The following is a 22707-nucleotide window of genomic DNA, read 5'->3' as shown; positions in this document are numbered from 1 at the left end:
TCCTTCCGAGGTCGTGTGGTCGGGTCTGGGTGTGGTGCCCGGGGTCACCCGGCGTCACCGCGCCCTACGTCCGGGCGTCCGCCCGCGAGGTACTCGCGCACCGACTCGGGCATGCCCGGCTCGTCCTCCAGCACCGCCGTGGCGTCGACCCTGCCCTCCACCAGGTCGGTGATCCTGACCCCGGCCGGCAGACCGAGCGAACTCACCTCCGCGACCGCCTCCAGGGCGTTGGCGCGGGCCTGCCGGATGGTCGACAGCAACGCCTCCGACAACTCCTTCGGCGTCATGCGGTGGTACGCGCCGGTGGGGAACTCGATCGCGGTGACCTCGCCCTGCGCGTTCACGGTCGCCTTGACGGTCTGCCGGGGGGCGGTCGCCGTGCCGGTCACCTCGTTGATCCGGCGCCGGGCCTCGACGGCCTCCGCGCGCTGCTTGCGGTACAGCGCCAGAAGGTCCTCGATCTCTTGGTCGTAGGGGCTGGTCACATGAGTCTCCTGGGATGCGATGGTGCGGAGGCATATGGGCCCGGTGTGGCGGGCGGCGTCACAGGACCGCTCCGGCCCCGTCCGAGGCCGCCGAACCCCAGGTGTCGCCCTCCTGGACCAGCAGGTCCGCGATGCCACGGCTCGGCTGCCCCGGCTCCTGCTCGGCGTCCGCCTCGTCCTCCACCGGCTCCTGCGCGGGGAGTTCGGCGGCGAGTTCCGAGGGGTCGCCGGAGAACGAGCGCAGCGGCACGGCGGGGACGACGGTGTCACCGGGGACGGTGGGCGCCGACCGGTTGGGACGCCAGGTGGACAGCCGGGGGCCGTCCGCCTCCTGCTCCACCGGGGCGCCGGCCTGGCCGGTCCAGGTGTGCTCGTCCTCGGTGGTGTAGCCGGGCGCCAGGACCTCCTGCTCGTCCTCGGTCGGCACGGACCACAGCAGCGGTACGAACGACGACCCCGCGCTGTCCCACGCCTCGGTGTTCTCGGCCTCCGGCTCGCCGGACGGTGCCGGCGCGACATGGTCGTCCGGCAGCTCCTGCTGGTAGGGGTCCTCGGACTCGCCGGACGGTGCCGGCGCGACATGGTCGTCCGGCAGCTCCTGGTGGTAGGGGTCCTCGGAGACGAGCCGGCGCGGCGGTACGGGTCCCCTCGCCCCCTCGTCCCCGTCCTCGTCCGTCGGCTGCGGCCATACGAGCTCGGTCGCCTCCCCGTCCCCGTCCCCGTCCGCCGGGTCCTCGGGGCCGGGGTCCGCGGACGCGGACGATGTCTGGCCCCGGCCGCCGCCCAGCGGCAGCAGGATCACCGCCGCCTCGTCGTCCCGGTGCCGGTGCCGCCGCTCGGCAGGTTGCCCCCCGGAATCCGCGGAGTCCGCGCCGATGGCGGCCCCGGCCGCCGCCCCCGTCGCCGCGCCGAGCAGCGTGGCGGGCGCAGCGCCTTCGCCAAGACCGTCGTGGGCGGCGACGACCGGGAGGCCACCGTCGGGGTCCGCCTCCGGCGACCACGGCAGCGTGTCGGGAGAGAGCAGGCCCGAGGCGTCGGACCGCTCCCCCTGGGGGCCGGGGGTGGCGGCGGCCACGCCGGGCATGCCTGGTTCGACCGCCGCGGTGACGGTCGGCTCCTCGGCCACGGCGGCGGGCGCCGTCGGCTGCGGTGTGATGGGCAGCCCGTCGGAGCCGATCATCACGCCCTCGGGCACGGTCTGCGCCGCGACCGCGCCGGGGAGCACGAGCCCCTCGCCGCCCGCCTCGGCGCCGCCGTCGATCTCGTCGGAGGAGCCGTGTTCGCCGGTCCACGGTTCGGCGTCGGGTGCGAGCAGTCCGGAGGCGTCGCTCGGGTCGGTGGTTCCCGTGGTGGCGGGGCTGCCCCCGCCCACGCCCGGCATCATCGGCATGCCGCCGGCGCCGAGGGTCTCGCCCTCCGCGGCGCCAAGAGCGCCGGGGAGAGCCTCGGCCTCCTCGTCGAGGGGCAGGCCCAGCCCGTCGCCGCCCGCCAGTGCCCCGCGCCCGCCGATCTCCCCGGCGGCCTCGGGGTCGCCGGTCCAGGGTTCGGCGTCGGCTTCGAGGAGGCCGCTGGCGTCGCTGGGGTCGACGGTGCCGTTGCCCTGAGGTGCGCCGCCGGCTCCCATGCCGGGCATCATCGGCATACCGCCGGTGCCCAGCCCCGTGCCGACGCCCTCGTCGGTGCCGAGGCCGCCGGGGAAGGCCCGGGCCTGTTCGTCGAGGGGCAGGCCGAGTCCGTCGCCGCCTGCTTCGGCGCCCTTGCCGCCGATTTCGTCGGCGACGCCGGGGTCGCCGGTCCAGGGTTTGGCGTCGGCTTCGAGGAGGCCGCTGGCGTCGCTGGGATCGACGGCACCGCTCTGGGGCATGCCGCCGGCCCCCATGCCGGGCATCATCGGCATACCGCCCGCACCGATGGCGGGGAAGCCCTCCGCCGCCCCGGCGAGGTTCGGCGACTCCAACGCGTTGTCCAGCGACGGCATGTTGAGCCCGCTCGGCAGGCCCGACTCCGTACCGAGGCCGCCGGGGAACGCCTCGGGGGAGACCCCGCCGAGGCCGTCCCCCGCGCCCAGGCCACCGGCGCCGCCGACGCCCGTGTCGCCGGGGAACGCCTCGGGAGTTGCGCCGTCGGCCCAGCTGGAGGGGTCCTCGGCGAGGTTGCCGTCCAGCGGCAGTCCGTTCGCCTTGCCCGTGTTCAAGCCGCCGGGGAAGGGGGTGGCCGCGAAGTTCGGAAGGCCAGGTCCGCCGTCGAGGTTGCTGCCGCCCGGGAACGCGGTCGGGTTGAGCGCCTGGTCCAGCGCGCTCGGATCGAGGGTGTCGTTGCCCAGGCCGCCGGCTCCGAGACCGTCCAGCCCGGGCGCCTTGCCGTCGACCCCGGTGCCGCCGGCGAACGGGGCGGGGGTGGCGAGCGCCTCCATCGGGTCCATGCCGGGCAGGGTGGGCGTGTTCGTGCCCATGGTGTCGGGCGCGGAGAACTGCTGCGGGTCCGGCGAACTGACGTTGGGCAGATTGCCGGGGTCGGTCAGGTCGGGGTTGTTCACGTTCGGGATGTCGTTCGGTACGTTGGGGTTGTTCGTGGGGCTGGTGACCGGCGGCGGGGTGTGCACCGAGTCGATGGTGACCTGGTACTCGCCCGCGAGACTCTTGAGCACCGCGCGCATGTCGCTGGTCATCATCTCGACCAGCTCGGGCTTCTCGTGGATCGGGATCAGGCCGTTGCTCATGGGCTTGACGCCCATCCGCACGGCCTGGTTGGCGTACCAGTTGTCGATGTCGGCGATCTTGACCCGGGCGTTGTACAGGTTGACCGAGTTGTCCGCGAGCTGTTGCGGCACGGAGTTGCCCGCCTCACCGCCGGACAGTACGTCCGCGGTCGCCTTCACCTGGCGGGAGAAGGTGTTGATCATGTCGAGGAAGGCGTCCGCGGCGTCGCCCTTCCAGGGGCCGTTGTCCCCGGCCAGCGCCTTCGCCTGCTCGGCGATGCTCTTGGCGATGCCGGAGAGCACCACCTGCGCGTTGAGGAAGTGGCCCGCCGCGTCCATCAGGGACTGGGGGTCGGAGATGCCCTTGGCGCGTTCCTCGTTCGAGGCGGAACCGGTACCGGCGGACATGCCGTTGATGGCCGCCATGATCTGCTTCCAGTCCCACGAGTTGTAGTCGCCGATCGATCCCGGATCGGTTCCGGGATCGCCGAAGATGCCGTCGCCGCTGTCATTGAACCCGCCGGTGTTGTAATCCGGGCTGCCCATGTCTCCCCAGTCTCCTGCTCGCGCCCATGTCAGGGGCCCCCGCCGTCCCCCGGTGCCGGCGACGGCACCGGGGGACGGGAGGACCACCGGTCAACTTCCTCCGCCGCCGGACCCGCCGGCGTCGGTCACCAGGCTGGTGAAGTCACTGGTCGTGGTCTGCATGGCGTTCTGCAGATCCGTGGCCTTCATCCGCCCGGCGTCTTCCAAAGTGGTGTACTGCTGCGCCAACGCCTTCACGCCGTCGCGCAGATCGCCCAGGCCCTGGGCGAGGTCCTGGAAGACCTTGATGTACTGCTCCTTCAGCCCGGCGTCGGCGTTCGGACCGTTGACCTTCGTCCGGATCTGGTTCGCGTGGTAGAACGCGCCGGGTTCGACCTGCACCTTCTGCAGGACGTTGGCGGCGTCCCGCGTGGGCTGGATCAGCTTGTCGATGTTGTCGGCGAACAACAGCATCGACGGCGTGTCCACGCTGGTGCCGCTGCCGGGGTTTCCCGAACCGCCGGGCACGTTCGGCGGGTTGAAGGTCGAGGCCGGAGGCACGGTGCCGTGCCCTGCCGCGATCGTCGTGCCACCGTCGTAGTGCTGGGCTGTCGGGGCGGGCGACTGCTGATGGTGATCATCAGTGCTGGGGTCGTACGCTGGGCGGTCTGCCATCTCAGATCACCCCCAGAGCTGAACGCCCTGGCGCTCACCGTTCGAGTAGTACTCGTTGATGGTGCCGAGCATCTGGGTGGCGGCGGCGGCCTTCTGGGTCATGTCCGCGGCGGCGGCGTCCCACTGTGCCTTCACCTGCGCGTAGGTCTGCTGCGCGTCGCTGGTCCACTCGCTCAGGTGCATCTTCGCCTGGTTGTCGAGGTCGGCGAGGGTCTGGTTGATGCGCTGGGTGATGGAGTTCATCTCGCCGACGATGTAGTCGACCTGCTCCATCTGGACGGTGTACGTGGCCATCTGCTGTCAGGCTCCTTCGTGGGGCGGCTGGTATGTCGTCAGGTGACGTGGCGTCAGGAGGGGAAGCCCGGCAGGCCGATGTTGCCGGAGCTCATCTGCTGCGCGACCTGCTGCGCCTGCTGCTGGGTGTTCTCGTGGGTGTTGGCGTAGACGTTGGTGTTCTGCGCCAGCTTCTCCAGCATGGTGCGCAGCGCCTGGTTCACCTTGTCGAAGTCGTTCAGCCACTCCTGCATGGCGTTGTGGTAGATGTTCGCGGCCTCGCCGCTCCAGCTCGCCCGCAGACCCTCGATCTGGCCGTCCATCTGTGCGTACGAGCCGGTGGTCTCGTCGAGGGCGGTCTGGAAGCTGCCCTGGGCGGCGGTCATTCCCTGTAGTTCGACTGACGTCAGTGCCATGGTGTGGTCCTCTCTCGTCCTGTGGCGCCGGCCGGAGCCGATGACAGCGATGCCGCACCCATCACGGGTGCGCATCCGCGCCGGATGGTGGGGGGTTCACCCGCCGGCCGCCGGATCGCGCGGAAGAGCGCGCGTCACGGCGGTGGCGGACGTTTCTCATGTCCGCACCAGAGACTCCGTTTGCTGATGCGGTGGTTGCGCCGGCTGCGGCGCCGGTCTCGCCGGGTCCGTGGCGGACGCACCCGGCTCCGGATCGGCGGGCACCTGGCCGGGGGCCGCGTCGGGCGCCGCCGGAGGCTGGGGGAGGTCGGAGGGGGCGACGGTACGGGTCCGGGCGGACGCCGCGAGCCGCTCCGCGAGGCGGTGAGCCTCCCAGGCGCCCCCGCGCGGCGGTGACGCCTCGAAGGAGGCGGCCAGCACCTTGGCGGCCTCCTCGGACAACTTGAAGCCGTAGCAGCGCAACTGACGTCGCAGCAACTCGACGGCCTGGCCGGCGGTGTACGGATCGAGGCGGAGGTATTCGGCGAACTCATGGACGACATCGCCGCGTTCGCGCATCAGCTCCCGCAGCTCCGCGGGCGAGCCGCACAGCGCCAGCACCGTGCCGCCCGGCGTACCGGCCAGCCGGGCCAGCCCGTCGAGCACCGCGGCGCGCTCGGCCTGCGGGCGGCGGCCGAAGGCGTCGTCGAGGTTCAGCACCAGCAGTCCGCCCTCTGCCTCCTCCAACGCCGTGGCCAGCCGGTAGGCGGGCTGCTCCGGCCAGCGCACGGGGAGGGCCGACAGCCGCACCTCGTGGACGGTGCCCGTCGTCAGCAGCCCGGCCTCCGTGAGACACCGCCCGTACACCCGGGCCAGGGCCCGCCGGCCGCTGCCCAGGGGGCCCTCCAGCACCACATTGGCCTGTGCCGAGATCGGCCGGCCCGGCTGCGTCCGCGCCTCGGCGAGCGCCTCCACCCGGGTGCGCAGCGCGGCCCGGGCCGTGTCCAGACCGGCCATGGCCGCCAGCTTCCGCAGTCCCGTGGACGGGGCGGCCGTGGCGGCGGATCCCGCCTGCCGTACCGGGGCGGCGGGACCCCCGGCATGCGGGGCGGGGGAGGCCGTACCGCCCTTCGCACCGCCCGGGTCGACGGGCACCGTGATCACGTCGGCGCCGGTCAGTATGGACAACTCGCTGTCGTCCTCGGGCGGTTCGGCGGCGAGGCGGGACGCCTGCTTGCTGATCATCTCCTCGAAGACCTGCCGGGCGACACGGCCGTTGCCGAAGGTGTCGCCCTTCGGCACGTCCTCGAAGTAGCGGTCGAGCGCCTCCAGGGCCGATGGCGACAGCTCGTAGTAGTGCTTGGCGCACAGCCCCCGGACGATCGTGACCAGTTCCTCTGGGCTGTAGTTGGGGAACTCCACCGTGCGTGCGAACCGGGAGGCCATACCGGGGTTGGAGGCGAGGAACTGGTCCATCTGGGCGGAGTACCCGGCGACGATCACAACGACCTCGTCGCGGTGGTCCTCCATCAGCTTCATCAGCGTCTCGACGGCCTCCTGACCGAAGTCCGGGCCGGTGCCGCGGGACTGGTTGGTCAGCGTGTACGCCTCGTCGATGAACAGCACACCGCCGAGCGCCTTGTTGAAGACCTCGGTCGTCTTGATGGCGGTACCGCCGATGATCTGCGCCACCAGGTCGGCGCGGGCCACCTCCACGATGTGGCCCTGACTGAGGATGCCCAGCTCCGCCAGGACGGCGCCGTACAGGCGGGCCACGGTCGTCTTGCCGGTGCCAGGCGGCCCCGCGAAGACCAGATGCCGACTCATGGGCGGCATCGGCAGGCCCATCTCCTGGCGGCGCTGTGTCATCTTGTTGAGGTTGATCAGGCCGGTGACCTCGCGCTTGACGCTCTCCAGACCGACCAGCGCCTCCAGTTCCGCCAGCGGGCCCGTCCCGGTGTGACGGGCCCCCTGCGGATTCGGGCCGCCGTCCGGGCCGCCCGCACCGCCGACGGCGTCCGCGCTGGTGACCGTACGACCGGACGGGTCACCGCCGGTGTCCACCCGCTCCACCGACACCTGGTCGGACTTGAGCTGGCGGACCGGGACGCCACCGTTGTCGCGCACCTCGCAGTCGTGCACCCTTACCGGTTCGTCGGTGTTGCAGCGCACACCGTCGCCGCCGTTGTCGAAGACGGCGCAGTTCGTCAGTTCGGCCCGTGAGGACGCCTGGACGTTGACGCCGTGGCCGCGCGCGCCGTTGATGCGGCAGCCCACCGCGGTGACCGCGCCGCCCCCGGTGACACGGAGGCCGTCGCTGTCCGAACCGGTGAACTCGGTGTCCCGGGCGACCAGTTCGGCCGTGGCACCGACGACCGTGGCACATCCGGAGAACGCCGAGCCGTCCACCTCCGCGCGCGAGCCCGAGGCGAGGGCCAGCCCCGTGCCGCCGCCGGAGCGCAACCGCACCGCCGACAGCGTCGCGGAAGCGCTCTCCTCCAGTTCCACGGCGACCGGTCCGCCGACGGCCAGCTCGGCCTCCCGCACGGTCAGCCGGGCCTTGGGGCCGGCTGCTCGCAGCGCGGCACCGCTGCCGCCGTCGGCCGTCAGGCGCTCCAGCACCACCTCACCGCCCTGCGCGTGCACGGCCGCCGTCCCGGCGCCCTCGACGGCCAGATCGGCGCACTCGGCGCGCCCGTCGGCCTCCACCAGCAGTCCGACCGGGGTGCCGCTGATACGGCAGCCCTCCAGCCGCGGACGCCCGCCGGGCGCCACATGGACACCCTCGCGTCCGGCGCCGGAGACCACGCAGGTGCGCAGCACCGGTGCACTGCCGTCGCCGACATGCACCGCTTGTCCCCCCGAACCGGAGAAGGAGCAGCGCGTGAGCACCGTTTCGGCCGTGCTCGTCAGATACGCGTCCAGCGCCGCGCTGCCGGTGACCTCGACACCGGTCAGGTCGGCGCGGGCGTTCTGCTCGACGGCCAGCGCGGGCTTGCCGCTGCCGGAGATCCGGGTGGACTCCACCACCGCCGTGGCCTGGCCGTTCACACAGACGCCGTTGCCACGGGCCCGGTCCAACTCGCTTTCGCGCAGCGTCAGTCGGCCATGCTCGGCCACCACGACCGCGGACGAGCCGACCTCGTGGATGCGCGAGCGCTCCACGGCGTTGCCGCCGCCGGAGGTGATCACGATGCCGGCGCCCTGGGCGTTGGTGATATGGCAGTCGCGCAGGGCGACCAAACCGTCCTGCCAGGCCAGCACGGCCGCCCACGCCTCGCCGGAGATCCGGCAGCCGTCGAGCGCGGCCTGCCCCCGCCGCACATCGAGGACCGGGGCGTCCCGGTCGGTGCCGGACAGCTTCAGGCCGGTGAGCTGCACGGCCTCCGCTTCCAGCACCACGGTGCTGCCCGAGACGGAGGCGATCTCCACCGTGCCGCCCGTACCCTCGGCGGTCAGGGTCACCGCGCGGGTGATGTAGAGCGTCTCGTCGTACCGGCCGGGGGCGATGGTGATGAGTGCGCCGTCGGTGGCGTCCGCCAGGGCGTCGGCGATGGCGCGGTAGGCCCCGGGACGGTCCGGGGACACCAGTAGCACGGGCCGGGTCACAGTTTCGCTCCCTTGTCAGGCGCACTCACGCCGCCGCCATTGCCGCGCGGACCCTGCCGCCGCGCTCCACCGATCAGTCCCGGGGGCGTTCCGAAGGGTTGCTCGGGCCGGGCACTGCCCCGAGGGCCGCCCTCGGAGGATGCCGAGTCGTTCGCACGCAACGCGCCCGCCGCGCGTTCCAGCCCGTCCAGGGCGATCTCGTCCAGCGGGACGCGCTGGACGTCCACCTTGCCGTCGGAGGCGATCTCCGACGGGGACAACTCCCGCATGAGGACTGGGCCTTCACCGTCCGAGGCGCGCAGCACCTTGAAGGTGGTGCCGGGCAGGAACACCACCCGGTACGGCTCGGAGGGGTCGATCAGGCTGGTACGGCGGGCCGTCATCGACCAGATGAGGAAGTCGGTGCCGTTCTCGGGCCCGGGGCGCGGCGCGCTGTACGCGGTGCAGAACGCCCACTCGGTCGCCAGTCGGCCCTCCCGGTACCACTCGCGCTCCGCCGCCGTGGCAGGTGCCCGCAACAGCGCCGCGCCGCGGTAGGACGGCAGCCTGCGCAGCCCGGCCGCCACACAGCGGGCCAGCGGGATGTGCGGGCCGACCTGCGCCGACCGGACCGCGTCGTCCACCTGCCCGCTGTCGCCGGACAGGTAGAGCCGCACGGCCACCAGATCGGTGAGGGCGTCGGCCGCCTCACTGCGACTCCCGCCCCGCAGTCCGGGGGACTCCGACATCACCCGCGAGACCGTGCCCGCGACCGCGTTGTACTGCGTGCTGAAGGTCCGCCGGACCCAGTCACGCTCCTTGCTCGTGCCGCCTGCGGGCAACACGGCGCAGGCCGAGGCCTTGGGCACCGGTTGAACCCGCACCCTCGCTCCGGCCGCAGGCGCGGCAGGCGTCGCCGTGCCGCCGCCGGCGGCGGCGCTCCCGGGTGCGCCGGGTGCGGCCGGTGCGACGGAAGGCATGAGGGGCGCATCGGAGCCGTCGGAACCGTCGGAACCGTCGGAGCCGTCCGGCACCGGCGCGCGACCCGGATCGGTGGGCCGCTCGGGATCGGTGGGCCGCGCGGGCTCGGCGGCCGGGGAGTCGGACTCCAGCCGGATCATCCGGGCCGGGGACGGGATGGCCCTCGCCGGCGGCTTCGGCGCGGCGGGCACGGACGCGTGGGAAGCCGGTGGTGCCTGCGAGGCCGGCGCCGCCTGCGAGGCCGGCGCCGCCTGAGAGGCCGGCGGTGCCTGCGTCTGCGACGCCTCCGGTTCCCGCGGCGTGGGGGATCCCGGACCGTCCGGGGCCGACGGCGGTGTCCGCGGTGCCTCCGTGCCGGGTGCGTATGGCGCCCGCGCGTTGGGCGTGTGCGGCCCTTCCCGGCCAGGTGTGCTCGGTGCCTCCGCGTCGGGTGCGTGTGGTGCCTCCGCGTCGGGCGGGTGCGGTGCCTGCGGGGCGTCCGGCGCGGGGTCCGGGGCGTCCGCGGGCACGGAAGCCGGGCCTGGCCGCGGGGCGGGAGCGGGCGGCTGCGACGGGAGGCCGGGCGTCCGCCGCTCGCCGGAGCCGGCCCTGTCGGCGCCTTTGCGCGCGTCGGTGGGGCGCGCGTCGTTCCGCGGCGGCTCGCCCGCGGGCGTGGGCTCGGACGCGGTCGGCAGGTCGGGGAGCCTGGGGCGGCCCGGCGTGACAGCACCGTTGGGCGCAGGCGCAGGCGCAGGCGCAGGCGCAAGCGCAGGCGGTACCGGACGCCGGGCGGCGCTCGGCGCGACTGGCGGCACCGGCGGCGGCAGCGGCTCGCCCGTGGGCGTCGGTTCGGGCGCGGTGTCCGGTCCTCCGTGCGGGATCTCCGGTCCGCCGCGCGGGACGTCCGGTCCCCCCTGCGGGATATCCGGCCCACCCTGCGGGGCGCCCGGTCCCCCATGCGGGGTGTGCGGAAGCCGCCCGGGAGCGACGTTCCCGCCCTCCGTGGTGACCGTTGCGACGCGACCGGCGCCTCCCTTCGCTTCCTCGCCCTCGGATATGGGCCGACCGCCTTCGGACTCGGTGCGCGGCAGCGCGGCTGACGGCACGTCGGATTCGGTTCTGGCCGCCTGGGGCGCCAAGGCGGGCGCGACCGCCGGGGCCGCGTTGTTCCTGGCGGCGACTCGAACCGCCGGTGACTCATCCGGATCGAGCTGGTTCAGCGCGTACGTCTGCCCGGCGACGCCGTCCGGTACGGTGGCGCGCTCCCGTCGGTCCTGCGGCCGGGCCACGGGTGCAGGGACCCAGGGCGCGACCTCGGCCGGGCGGCGGTGCCTGGTGAGGGGTGCCGCGACCGCCTGCGGGCCGTAGGCCGCGGGGTCCTGCGGCGACCACAGATAGGCGTCGTCGGTCACCGTGGCCGGCAGCCCCGGCTCGTCCGCGGGCACGACCGTGAAGCCCTCTCGACGGTCCGGGTCGAGCTTCCAGAGCATGTCCTCGGCGAGCGAGCGCATGCGCTCTTCCGCGCCGGGGGTGCTGCGGTCGTAGAGGATGGCCGCGTAGCCCGGTGCCGCCGGTATGCGGCGCACCGCGTCACCGCCCGCGGGTTCGACGGGCGGGCGCATCCACAGTCCGCTCTGCACGACCTCCAGCACCGCGTCGTGGGCGTACTCGTAGACGCCCGCGGAGATCTCCGGCACCTCGACGAGAGGCCTGCGCAGGCCGAAGAGGGCGGGCGGGGCAGGCGTGCCGCCCATACGCGGGAAGTACATCAACTCGCTGACGAACGGCCGGTGGCCGAGCGAGCCGTCCGGCCGCAACGAGGCCACCTCGGGGGAGTCGAGGCCGACCCGTGCCTTGACGGGTGCGCCCGCGTACAGCACCACCTGCTGGCCGAGGGCATCGGCGAGTTCCTGGCCCAGCGCTTCGCCGCCCTCGGGCAGCGCGACCGGTCCCAGGTGGAGAAAGCGCACCCAGGAGCGCGCGGACGGCAGGACGGTGTCCCACAGACGGGCCACGTCCGACAGCGTGACGGGCGGCCCGCCGGGGCTGCCGATGACCACGGTGAGGATCTCGGGGTGGCTCGGCAGACGGTCCACCAGCCGCTGGCCGTTCTGCGGGGAGCCGTTGAGGTGCGGACGGACCCACACCCCGCTGGGGACGGGTTCGACGAGGCCGTGGCCGCTGGTCGCCCAGGGGCGGTCGAAGGTGGAGAACTCCCAGCGTGGCTTGGGGAAGCGCCGTGAGTCGCGTTCCGCCGCGCGGCCCGGACGGAAGCGCAGCCAGCCCGCGCCGTGCTCGCTGGGAATGAACAGGCCGCCGCCATCGGTCGGCAGCACCTCGCCGTCCGGAGCCAGCACCAGCCTGCCCAGCCGGTCCGCGATCCGCTGGGCGGCGCGCTGCGACTCCTGCGGCGTGGCACGTCCGAAGACCAGGCGCAGGCTGTGGCCCCGGTGTTCCAGCAGGCGTGCCACCGCGTCCGCCGAGTCCTCCAGCGCGCCGAACGGCAGGTCCACCACGGCCACGGTGTGGTGGGGGTCCGGCGCCAGCCCCGCGGCGAACGCGACGGCCTGCGGGTCGGGCTCGCCCTTGGGATGGATCAGCAGCGCGTTGTCCACAGCGCGGCACTGCAACGCTGTGCCCGCCGCCCGGACCGCGCCCAGTCGGATGCGCATCCGCTCACCCCACCCCGGCCGCATGGCCGGTGGGTGACGGGTCAGCGCTCACCGACGGGACCGGGGCGGTGTCCGTTGCCCGTCCGGCGCCCACCGCCTGCGAGCCCTGGGCGCCGCCCGAACCGCCGACGGGCGACGGCGAGTCCGCAGAACCCCCGTCCTGTGCCGCCGCCTTCACCGTCAGAGCCGCCACCGTGCGGTCCAGCTCCGGCCCGCGCGGCAGCGCCGCCAGCAGATTTTCCGGCAGGGGTACGGGCGTCGCGCCCCCGATGCCGAGGTCCTGCGCGGCGGCGGAGTCGCCCAGCAGGTAGGCGATACCCCGGTCGGTGACGAGGTAGGTCCGCGGATGCGGTGCGCGTGCCGCCAACTGCTGCTGGTCGACCGCGTACACGCCGTGTGACGGCGGCACCAGCACCGGCCGGCTCCCGGTCGCCGCCGCACCGCCCTCGACCACCACGGTCGCCGTCAGCCTGCTGCCCTGGGACGTCTCGCGCAGGCACACCGCCTGCCCAAAGGCAGCGGCCGCCGGGGCGTTGAGGATGTCCGGCAGCGCGTTGGTGAGCGACCGGTCGGAGGACACATGGGCGGTGGCGATGTCGGTCGCCGACACCTGACGCGGTGCGGGAGCGCCGTGCTGCGCCGCGAGCAGGGCGGCCTCCGTGGCGCTCACCGGGGCCACTCCGTCGCGGGTCATCACGTAGGAGCGCTTGGCGCCCGCCGCGGACGTGGTGAACAACTGGCCTACGGTGACCGGCTGTCCGGCGACCCGCCCGGCGGCCTGGCCCGCGCCGTCGATCTTCGCAGGGGCGAGTACGGCCCCGGTCGGCACGGCGGCCAGCCAGACGGCGGGCGCGGCGATGGGCCGGTCGCCGTCGAGTCCGAGCGCGATGAGAGTGGCGTCCGAGGGCACCGGGTACTTGGTGTCCCGCCACAGCACGTACCGCTTGCCGTCCGGCGACTTCAGCAGAAGCTGGCGGCCGGAGGGGAAGGAGCCGGCCCGGTCGCCCGGCGCGAAGTCGATGACCCGGCCGGACGTCAGGTCCGGCCGCAGGCAGTCGGTCCAGGCCGACGACAGCAGGGTCGCCGGGGCGGGCAGGGAGTCGGGGGCGCCGTTGATGCCGACCGGTGCGCCGTGCGGTACGTCGGCCAGCGCCTTGGCCTCCACGGTACGCACGGGGCCGTGGCCGGTCAGCAGCAGGGCGGACGCGTAGTTGCGCACCGGGCGCAACTGGCCGTCCAGGTAGAGGTAGCGGTTTCCGGTCTCCTTCTCCACGACGATGGAGCCAGGCTCCCGCCACGCCGCCGTGGTCACCGGTGACAGCTTCCCGTAGATGAGGAACCCCGCGCACAGCAGAACCACGATGCCGGCGCCGAGGAAGCTGCCGAGCGCGGCGCGTTTGGTGGGGCTGTCGCCGCGGCCGGGGTCGCCGCTGACGAGGGCGGTGGCGAGCCGGCCCATGGCGAACTGGTACGCCTGCATGTGATCGCGTCGTGTCTGCACGCTGTGCTCCCCTCAGCTCGCCAGGGAGCGGAAGTAGGAGTACGCGTGCAGGGCCTGGAGCAGCAGCGGCAGCAGCGCGATGGCAGTGGCCGTCTCCAGCAGGTCGCCACTGTGGCCCCACACCGGGAGCAGCCGTCCACGCGGCAGCCGCCAGGCCGCCGTCAGCAAAGCCGCGACCGCAGCGAGCAGAACGGCCACCACGATCACCCGGGCCCCGGTGCCCGCCGGGGCGAACCGGGTGATCAGCACCGTGATCAGGCCGATCGCCCCGGCCACCACCATCGGCACCCGCTGCGCGGTGCGGTTCAGGCCGCGGGCCCGCAGCAGTACCGCACCGGCGAACACCAGCGGCAGCAGCCATCCGATCCAGCCGCCGTCACGCGTCATGTACCAGAACGCTCCGGAGTAGACGAGTGCGGAGGACAGGCTGAGGGTGTCGAGGTAGGCGCTGGCCAGCTTGACCCGGCTCTCCACGCGCTCCTGCGGCTCCGGCTCGATGTCCTCCTGCAACTCCTCCGCGTTGTGCGGCAGTCGGGGGACGCGCAGCCGGGCCATGCGCAGGGCCAGCCGGGGCCCGAAGTGGCCCAGCACGAACATCGCGACCGCCACCACCGACACCGCCTGGCCGCCATGCCAGTCGGTGGCCCGCATCAGGCCGATGCCCACGGCGGCGGCGAGCGCGGTCAGCAGCACGGTGCCGGGGACGACCAGCGGCAGCGGACGGAGCGCCAGCAGGGTGACGGCCAGCACCACCACACACGCCGCCGCGGCAAGCACCCCGGGCATCCCGGGTGCGTAGCCACCGTGCGGCCCCTGACGGATCGTCAGTCCGGTGAGCGCGCCGAACGCCATCGAGCCGAGACCCGCCACCAGCACGGTGCCCCGGTCGGCGCCGAGCCGGGCGGCGACCACACACCCGGCGCCCAGCAGCACGGCGATCAGCCCGGCGCCGGCCGCGGTCGGCGCACCGGGGCCGAGCCCCAGCAGCGCGGCGGCCAGCGCGGGCAACGCCAGTACCGCCATGGCCAGCGCGAGCCCCCGGGTCAGCTCCGGGCGCCAGCGGCCCGGCATCGCGTCCACCGCCTGCGCCACGCCGTCGGCGACGTCGTCGAAGTGCAGCGTGGGCAGCGGATCCTCGGCGGGCCGCAGATGGAGTACGTCGCCGTGGCGCAGCCCCAGCGTCGCCGGGGTGCCGTCGGCGTCCAGCGGGTCCTCGCCGAGCCGTTGCAGCACCCAGGGCGTACCCCGGTCGGCGGTGTCCTTCGTCACGTGGCGCACCAGCACCGGCAGCAGCGCGGAGACCGGCGTGGTGAGCGGGATGGCCAGGTCGGACCGGCCGGTGGGACCGACCACCGTCACCCGGCAGACCTCCGAGGCCGGTGCGGTGACCGCATGCGGTGAGGTCATCGGGCTGCTCCTGGGGTGCGGTGGTACGGGACGGGCAGGCGAAGGGGAAGGCCGTGCGGTGCGAGGGGGGACCGGCCCGGTCCCGGTGCGAGGCTCACGGGGTCACCAGTCCGGTCTGTACGAGCTTGACCGACCGGCGGGTCACGAGTTGGGCGCGGCCCGGGGGCAGGGTGCGTGGCTTGGCCTCGCCGAGGAACTTGCCCTCCTCCTTGGGGTACGAGAACAGCAGGGCGGGGTTGCCCAGTTCCCACAGCCGGCGCAGCACCGGATCCATCATGGCTCGGACGGCACCGGAGGTGCTGCGGGCGACGACCAGGTGCATGCCGATGTGCAGGCCCTGCGCGAGCAGGGGCACCAGCGGCGCCATGGGCGAGGGTGCGCCCGGGGTGCCGGAGAACAGGTCGTAGTCGTCGAGGAGCACGAACAGCCGTGGCCCTTCCCACCAGTCGCGGCGGGCGAGCTGCTCGGGGCTGATGTCCGGTCCCGGCACTCGTTTGCCCACCGAGACCGAGGCGCTGTTGGCCAGTTGGGTGAGGGCGTCGCTGTCGACGACGTATCCGACCCGGTACTCCTCGGGCACCGAGGTGAGCAGTCCCCGGCCGGGGTCGGCGACCATGATGCGGGCCTGCTCGGGGGTATAGCGGGAGGTGATGGACCGGATCATCAGACGCAGCGCGTTGGTCTTGCCGGTCTCCCCGTCGCCGAACACCATCAGATGCGGGGTGGAGGAGAAGTCGTGCCAGACCGGCTCGAGCCGCTGTTCGTCCCAGCCCAGGCACACCCGCAGGTCACCCTCCGCCCCCGGGAGCTGGGTCACCGGAAGCCGGGTCGGCAGCAGGCGCACACCGGGTGCGGGACGACCGGTCCAGAAGGTGTCGATCTCCGCCACCGCCGCCTTGGTGGCGGCCGTGAGGTCGACGGTCTCGCCGGAGCTGTCCAGCCGGGGCAGCGCGGACAGGAAGTGGTGGCCGCCCGCGGTCAGGCCGCGGCCCGGCTGGTGCGGGACGGTCGCGGCGGTGCGGGAGCCGACCTCCGACTCCATGGAGTCGCCGAGGCGCAGTTCGAACTTGGTGCCCAGCAGGTCGCGCAGGCGAGGGCGGATCTCCGACCAGCGTACGGCGGAACCGATCACGTGCAGGCCGAACGACAGCCCGCGCGCGGCCATGTCGATGACGCGCGGCTCCAGGTCCTCGTAGTCCTGGCGCAGGGTGCCCCAGCCGTCGACCACCAGGAACACATCACCGTAGGGATCGTCGATCTCACCCGCGGCCTTGAGCGCGCGGTAGGCCGTCATCGACTCCAGGCCCCGTGTGGTGAACTCCTCCTCGCGCCTCTCCAGCAGCTGCGTCAGCTCCGCCACCGTGCGCAGGACACGGTCGCGTTCCAGACGGGTGGCGACCGAGCCGACGTGCGGCAGGCCGGCCGTGGAGACCAGACCGCCGCCGCCGAAGTCGAGGCAGTAGAACTGCACTTCCTCCGGGGTGTGGGTCAGCGCGAGGGACAGCATCAGCGTGCGCAGCATGGTCGACTTGCCGGTCTGCGGGGCGCCGACCAGACCGATGTGACCGTCGGCGCCGGACAGATCGGCGACCAGCAGTTCACGCAACTGCTCGAAGGGCCGGTCGATGATGCCCAGCGGCACGCGCAGCGAGCCGAGCGCCGGATAGTCCGCCGCGCTCATGCCGCGCACCGGGTCGGGGACGATACCCGGCAGCAGCTGGTCGAGACTGGGGGACTCGGTCAGCGGAGGCAGCCACACCTGGCGAGCCGGCGGGCCGCTGTCCTCCAGCCGCCCGATCAGCACCTCCAGCAGACTCTCCTCACTCTGCTCGGCGTCCGAGGACTTCCCGGCGGGCTCCTCGCGCTCGGCGGCCCGCAGGGGCCGCATCTCGGCGGGATGCTCCTCGGTACGTTCGGACGACAACGTGCCCTGCCGCTCCAGGCCGAACGCGGTGACCTCCTGGGCGGCCCTGGCCTGTTCGGCGGTCTGCTCCGCCTCGCTCACCGGTTCCGGAGCGGGGCCGGAGACATAGGCGGCCTTGAAGCGGACCAGGTTGGTCGTGTCCACCTTCAGGTAGCCGTTGCCCGGCGCCGACGGCAGTTCATAGGCGCTGGACACGCCGATGACGCTGCGCGACTCCATCGAGGAGAACGTGCGCAGGGCGATCCGGTAGGACAGGTGGCCCTCCACCTTGTGGATACGGCTCTCGTCCAGGCGCTGCGAAGCGAGCAGCAGATGCACGCCGAGGCTGCGCCCGAGGCGGCCGATGGAGACGAAGAGGTCGACGAACTCCGGCTTGCTCGCGAGCAGTTCGGAGAACTCGTCCACGATGATCAGCAGCGAGGGCAGCGGGGTGAGATTCGCACCGGCACCCCGCGCCTTCTCGTAGTCGAACAGCGAGGAGTATCCGGAGTCGCGCAACAGCTCCTGACGGCGGATCATCTCGCCGTTGATGGAGTCACGCATCCGGTCCACGAGATGGATCTCGTCGGCGAGGTTGGTGATGACCGCCGAGGTGTGCGGCAGCCGGTCCATCCCCAGGAACGTCGCACCGCCCTTGAAGTCGACCAGCACCAGGTTGAGGACCTCGGAGGAGTGGGTCGCCACCAGGCCCATCACCAGCGTGCGCAGCAGCTCGCTCTTGCCGGAACCGGTCGCACCGATGAGCAGGCCGTGCGGGCCCATGCCGCCCTGCGCCGACTCCTTGATGTCCAGCTCGACGACCTCGCCCTCCTCCGTGACACCCAACGGCACCAGCAGGCGCGCCGACTGGGCCTGCCGAGGGCGCCATGCGCCGGCCACATCGAAGGTGTGCGGGTCGCGAATGCCCAGCAGAGCGGTCAGGTCGAAGTCCGAATCCAGCGGCTGGTCCACCAGGTCGACGCTGCCGCTGGTGCGCATCGGCGCCAGGGTGCGGGCGAGGGTGTCGGCCTGCGTGCGGCTGAGCGCGTCTGCCTCGGCGGTGACCGTGTCGTCGCCGGACGGGAAGGCGACGTTCGTACCGTGCGTCGTGAGCCGCAGCACCTTCGGGCCGCCGGTCATCGCGCCGGTCGCGTCCAGCAGCACCACATTCCGCAGCCCGCCGTGCAGCAGCCGTGAGGTCTCCGGCAGCCGCACGCCCTGCGCCACGATCACCACGAACGGCTCGGCCACACTCGGCGAGGCGTCCGGGTCGTGGTCGGGACGGTCACGCACGTCCGCGCCGAGCAGATCCATCAGCGCGTCGTGATCCTCGGCCGCCAGCCGCACCGGGCCCGCGTCATCCGCCTCGTGCGGATGGGCGTTGTGCGGAAGCCACTTGAGCCAGTCCCACTCGGTCCGCGCCGACGCACCGCCGAGCACCGCGATCCGCAGCTCGTCGGGGGAGTGGAACACGACAAGCTGCCCGATCATCGCGCGCAGCAGCGCGAGAGCGGGCTCGGGCTCACCCGCCAGCTCCACGCTGGTGAAACGGCGCAGCGCGACCGGGATCGGCAGCCGCGGCACCGTCTGATGCGCCTTGGTGAACCGCCGCAACGAGATGGCGGTCAGCGGCTCCAGATCCTCCACCGGCTTGGTCTGCGGCGGCAGAAACTCCAACGCCGCCCGCCGGATACCCTGCCCGATGCGTATACGTGCGAAGTCCTCGTGGGCGGGGCGGCGTTCCCACAACCGGGCGCCGATCGCCAGAGCCCACAGCTGACCCGGATCGGGGTTGTCCCACAGCAGGGCGGAGCGCTGCTGGGCGGCGGCCTGACGGGCCTGGCGGCGCTTCTGCGCCAGATAGCGCAAGTAGTCACGACGTTCCGCACGCATCCTGCGACGGCGTTCCGCGCTGGACCGGCCGATCTGGGTCAGCGTCATGCTGATCATGGCGACGCCCATCATTCCGGACATCACGTACGTCGTCGGACCGGCACTGCGCATGGAGAACATCAGAACCATCGCGCCCGTGCCCAGGCCCATCGGCAAGTACATGAGCGCCGACCCGAAGTCGGCACTCGCCGGCTCCCCCAGAACCGGTGGCTCCGCCAGCTCGACCTGCCCTTCGGGCAGTTGCGGGCCCTCGGCGCGCGGCGATCGCTTGGCCACCACGGTGCTCAATATGTGACCTCTCTGGCGCGTGCACGCCCGTCAGACCGGAGTCAACCGGAGCTGATGCGACGGGCGTTGGTCGTTTCAACAGGTGGAGGTGGCGGCCCCCGACAGGCCGATCTTAAGCCCATGAAGTCAGTGACTGGTGAACGCTCCTTGATGCTCTGAACGCCGTCTGAGGAAATTTTGCGTCACCTTTTGATCTTTTGTGGTTACGAGGGGGCGGGGCGTCTGGCCGGGATGCGATGGCCGTCACCTGCCCGACGCCGCCTGAATCGCGGCAGCCGCATCAGGCTGAACCGGAGGATCCGCCTCTCGAACACCCGAGTGTGGGGCGAGCCGAGATGGCCGGATTTGGCCGGTGAGCGGCGCGGGACGGGGCGGCGACTCCCAGCCGACCAGGCCACGGCGCCGGCCAGGGGGAGAACGGGATGGCCCGGTCCGGGTCGTGGTCCCCCCGACGTTGAGGCCGGCCGCCTCGAAGGCCGCCCCAACCCCCGTGCCGGCCAGGTGGGTCAGCAGTGGCCACACCCCTGCCGCCGAGAACGCCGCGCCGCCCTTGCCGCCCTCCGAGACACCCGCCACCGCGCGGTCAGCCCGTTCACCCCACCGAACGTCGCCGTCGCGACCCCCATTCCCCCCATCGCCAGCGTGCTTGATGCGCCCGGTCGTACGTCGGTTCAGAGTCGCCGCCGCCCGACCCGGATGCGCGGTACCCGTGCCCCCACCCCCACTACCCGGCCCCCATCAGCCCGAAGGGCGGTACCGCGACGCGCCCAACAGGCCGAGCGCATCCTGCGGCGCATCGACTCGCCCGTGGCCTCTTGGCCGCCGGGTGCACGGCGGTCACGGCGATCCGGTCCACTCGGGCAGCGGCGTGTCTTCCCGCCGGCGGGGCAGGCGCGGAGAGCCTCCGCCCAGCGGCCGGATGACGGCGCGGCATCGGTGGTGAAATGATGACCGGCGACACAAGGCGACGGCGGTCCGAGGAAGCCGGTGTGAATCCGGCGCGGTCCCGCCACTGTGACCGGTGAGCGAGTTCCGGCAGGCCACCGCCCTGATCCGGGTGGGAAGGCGGAGCGAGCGGCGACCCGGGAGCCAGGGGACTCACGCGGTCGCCTCCTCAGGCGACACCGGGGCGGATCTCCCCGGGAGGGGAGTGGCGCGCCGTGCCCGAGAGGCCGACGGAAGAGGCATTCAGCGGGGCCGTGGAGGGCGGCGACCCGGTGCCGTGCCGGGTCGTCGTGTGCCGGGACTGCTGCTGCGGCAGTCCCAAGGTGACCGGGGTCGATCACGCGGCGCAGACCGCGCGGCTGCGGGCGGAGGTGCCGGTGCGCATCTCCGACTGTCTCGATGTGTGCGAGCAGGCCAACGTCATCGTCGTACAGCCGTCCGCCGCGGGGCGGACGGCCGGTGCGCGGCCGGTCTGGCTGGGGCTCGTCAACGATCCGGACGCGACCGAGGACATCATCACCTGGGTGTGTGCCGGCGGCCCGGGCGTGGCTCCCCGGCCCGACATCCTCGACCTGTACGCCTTCACGCCGCCGCGACCACGTGCGGATTCCTGAGTACACGCACACTTCGAACGGCGCCTTTTCCACGCGGTGTTCGCGACCGTGGACCAGGCGGAGGCGTTGGGCCCTTCGTCGGCAAGCGGTCACCGGGGGTTCCGCCACCGCTGACCCCGCGACCACCCCGCGCGGAGAGGGAGACCAGGCCGGAACAACAGAACGAGTCGCCCAATGCGTGCGACGGAACGAGCGGTGAGGCACCCCGCGGCCCCGACACCTGATAGGCCGGCCGGAGTCCTCGCATGTCGACCGAGCGCTGATCGGCCATGTCCGGAAGGCACGCGCAGAGACCCTGTTGAAGGACCGGCGTTCACCAGCGGCCGAACGAGCGGTGGACGCTGGCGGCCGAGGGACGAGGCGGAGTGACGGGTGTCAGCCGCGCGGCAGGAGGAGGCGGGAGAGGGCGGTGGTGGCGAGGAGAAGCGCGGCGATGGCGAGGAGACCGAGGCGCATGCCCGGCAGGGAGAAGCCGCCACCGGGAGTGGGGAGCAGACTACCGAAGAGGGCGACGGCGAGCGCACCACCGGTCTGGCGAGAGGAGTTGAGCAGTCCCGACGCGGTTCCCACGCGCTCTTTGGGGACGGCGTCCATGAGCAGCGCGGTCAGCGCGGGCACCGCGAGCGCCCCGCCGATGCTCAGCGGCAGCAGCAGAACCAGCACCAGCCACACCGGGGTGTGCGCGGCCAGCGGCAGCATGGCCGCCATCGCGCCGGTGAAGACAAGCTGCCCGGCGACGATCACCGACCGCCGCCCGATCCGCTCCGCCAGCCGCGGCGAGACCAGATTGGTCGTCGTCACCACGGCCGACATCGGGACGAACATCAGCCCCGCCGCGGTCCCCGACATCCCGCGCAGCTGCTGGTAGTACAGCCCGAGGAGGAAGATGCCGCCGTAGAAGGCGGCGTTGACGGCGAAACCGACCGCGAGCGGGACGGCCACCCGGCGATCCCTCAGCATGCCCAGCGGGACCATGGGCCGACGGTGCCCAGCCTCCACCACGCGGAAGGCGTATCCGCAGGCGACGGCCAGCACCCCGGCTGCCAGTACGGGACCACTGGTCCAGCCCAGGTGGCCGCCCTCGATCACCGCGAAGGCCAGCCCGGCCAAGGCCAGTACCGCGGTGAGCTGGCCGCCGCCGTCCAGCGCGGCCGGCCGGCGCGGGGAGCGGGGCACCCGGACCAGCAGGCCGAGGATCACCGCGCCCACCGGGAGGTTGAGCAGGAAGACCGCCCGCCAGCCGGCCGAGTCGGTGAGCAGCCCGCCCAGCACCGGGCCCGCGGCCATCGCCACCGAGCCGCCGACCGTCCACAGCGCTATGGCGCGGGCGCGCGCCCGGGCGTCCTCGTAGGCCTGCCGGATCAGCGCCAGTGAGGCCGGCATCACCACCGCGGCGGTGCCGCCCTGTGCCACCCGCGCGGCAACCAGCGCGCCGATGCCGGGCGCGAGCGCGCAGCCGAGGGAGGCGAGGGTGAACAGTGTGACGCCCCAGACGTAGGCCCGGCGGGCGCCGGCGCGGTCGGCGAGGGCGCCGGCGGAGAGCATCAAGGCCGCGAACATCAGGGTGTACGCGTCCACCACCCACTGGAGTCCGGCCATCCCGCCGCTGAGGGAGTTCCGGATCGCGGGCAGCGCGATGTTCACGGCCGAGACGTCGATGGTGATCACTGTGAACCCGAGCAGCGAAGCGACCAGCGCGACGCCGCCCCGCGGCGGCGCGCTGAGGGCGTCGGCAGGCGGCGGGGTCGGTCGGGCTCGCAGCGGTCGCCGGAGCGTGGGCGCCGACGACTCGGAGGCGTGCCCGGGGGCGGGGGCGGTGAACCGGGACGGGGTGGTCGGCATGGTGAACTCCTTCAGTTCAAGTGGGATTGACGGGCCATCACGG

General features: G+C 73.1%; 12 protein-coding genes and 1 riboswitch. Of the genes, 1 reads left to right on the top strand and 11 read right to left on the bottom strand.

Annotation, left to right across the window (positions count from 1 at the left end; genetic code table 11):
- Positions 1-44: 44 nt before the first annotated feature.
- The 10 genes from ACIP94_RS15065 to eccCa all read right to left on the bottom strand — a co-directional run bounded on the left by ACIP94_RS15065 (position 45) and on the right by eccCa (position 19263).
- Positions 45-485: a YbaB/EbfC family nucleoid-associated protein gene (locus ACIP94_RS15065; RefSeq protein ID WP_402424763.1), complete on the bottom strand. Its 441-nt coding sequence runs from the start codon at positions 483-485 to the stop codon at positions 45-47.
- Positions 486-543: 58 nt separating this feature from the next.
- A complete protein-coding gene (locus ACIP94_RS15060; RefSeq protein ID WP_402424760.1) occupies positions 544-3729 on the bottom strand; it encodes a hypothetical protein in 3186 nt (1061 codons plus the stop codon).
- Positions 3730-3819: 90 nt separating this feature from the next.
- A complete protein-coding gene (locus tag ACIP94_RS15055) occupies positions 3820-4383 on the bottom strand; it encodes a hypothetical protein (RefSeq protein WP_402424757.1) in 564 nt (187 codons plus the stop codon).
- 6 nt (positions 4384-4389) lie between these two features.
- Complete coding sequence (locus ACIP94_RS15050) at positions 4390-4677, bottom strand: WXG100 family type VII secretion target (protein ID WP_402424755.1); 288 nt, start codon at positions 4675-4677, stop codon at positions 4390-4392.
- 53 nt (positions 4678-4730) lie between these two features.
- The gene (locus ACIP94_RS15045; protein ID WP_402424752.1) at positions 4731-5072 is read right to left on the bottom strand and encodes a WXG100 family type VII secretion target; all 342 of its coding nucleotides are present in this window, start codon (positions 5070-5072) and stop codon (positions 4731-4733) included.
- Positions 5073-5228: 156 nt separating this feature from the next.
- Complete coding sequence (locus tag ACIP94_RS15040) at positions 5229-8660, bottom strand: right-handed parallel beta-helix repeat-containing protein (RefSeq protein WP_402424749.1); 3432 nt, start codon at positions 8658-8660, stop codon at positions 5229-5231.
- Positions 8657-12271, bottom strand: coding sequence for a hypothetical protein (locus tag ACIP94_RS15035; protein ID WP_402424746.1), 3615 nt, complete (start codon positions 12269-12271; stop codon positions 8657-8659). The genes ACIP94_RS15040 and ACIP94_RS15035 overlap by 4 nt, the downstream gene beginning before the upstream one ends.
- A gap of 4 nt (positions 12272-12275) precedes the next feature.
- The gene (gene eccB / locus ACIP94_RS15030) at positions 12276-13772 is read right to left on the bottom strand and encodes a type VII secretion protein EccB (RefSeq protein ID WP_402424743.1); all 1497 of its coding nucleotides are present in this window, start codon (positions 13770-13772) and stop codon (positions 12276-12278) included.
- Between the two features lie 12 nt (positions 13773-13784).
- Positions 13785-15179, bottom strand: coding sequence for a type VII secretion integral membrane protein EccD (eccD, locus tag ACIP94_RS15025; RefSeq protein ID WP_402424740.1), 1395 nt, complete (start codon positions 15177-15179; stop codon positions 13785-13787).
- Positions 15180-15273: 94 nt separating this feature from the next.
- Positions 15274-19263, bottom strand: coding sequence for a type VII secretion protein EccCa (gene eccCa / locus ACIP94_RS15020; protein ID WP_402424737.1), 3990 nt, complete (start codon positions 19261-19263; stop codon positions 15274-15276).
- A 977-nt stretch (positions 19264-20240) separates the two neighbouring features.
- Positions 20241-20363: riboswitch (cobalamin riboswitch) on the top strand.
- A gap of 117 nt (positions 20364-20480) precedes the next feature.
- Between eccCa and ACIP94_RS15015 the strand changes: the two genes are divergently transcribed.
- On the top strand, positions 20481-20822 hold the full coding sequence (locus tag ACIP94_RS15015; protein ID WP_402424971.1) for a (2Fe-2S) ferredoxin domain-containing protein: 342 nt from the start codon (positions 20481-20483) through the stop codon (positions 20820-20822).
- A 375-nt stretch (positions 20823-21197) separates the two neighbouring features.
- Here the strand turns inward: ACIP94_RS15015 and ACIP94_RS15010 are convergent, their stop codons facing one another.
- Positions 21198-22664 carry an MFS transporter gene (locus tag ACIP94_RS15010; RefSeq protein WP_402424734.1) on the bottom strand — a complete coding sequence of 489 codons (1467 nt, stop codon included), beginning with the start codon at positions 22662-22664 and terminating at the stop codon, positions 21198-21200.
- Between the last annotated feature and the right edge of the window lie 43 nt (positions 22665-22707).

This window comes from Streptomyces sp. NPDC093261 (assembly GCF_044753645.1).
Classification (GTDB): domain Bacteria; phylum Actinomycetota; class Actinomycetes; order Streptomycetales; family Streptomycetaceae; genus Streptomyces.
Note: the sequence above shows the minus strand (reverse complement) of the source record. Positions and strands in the feature narration are given on the sequence as shown.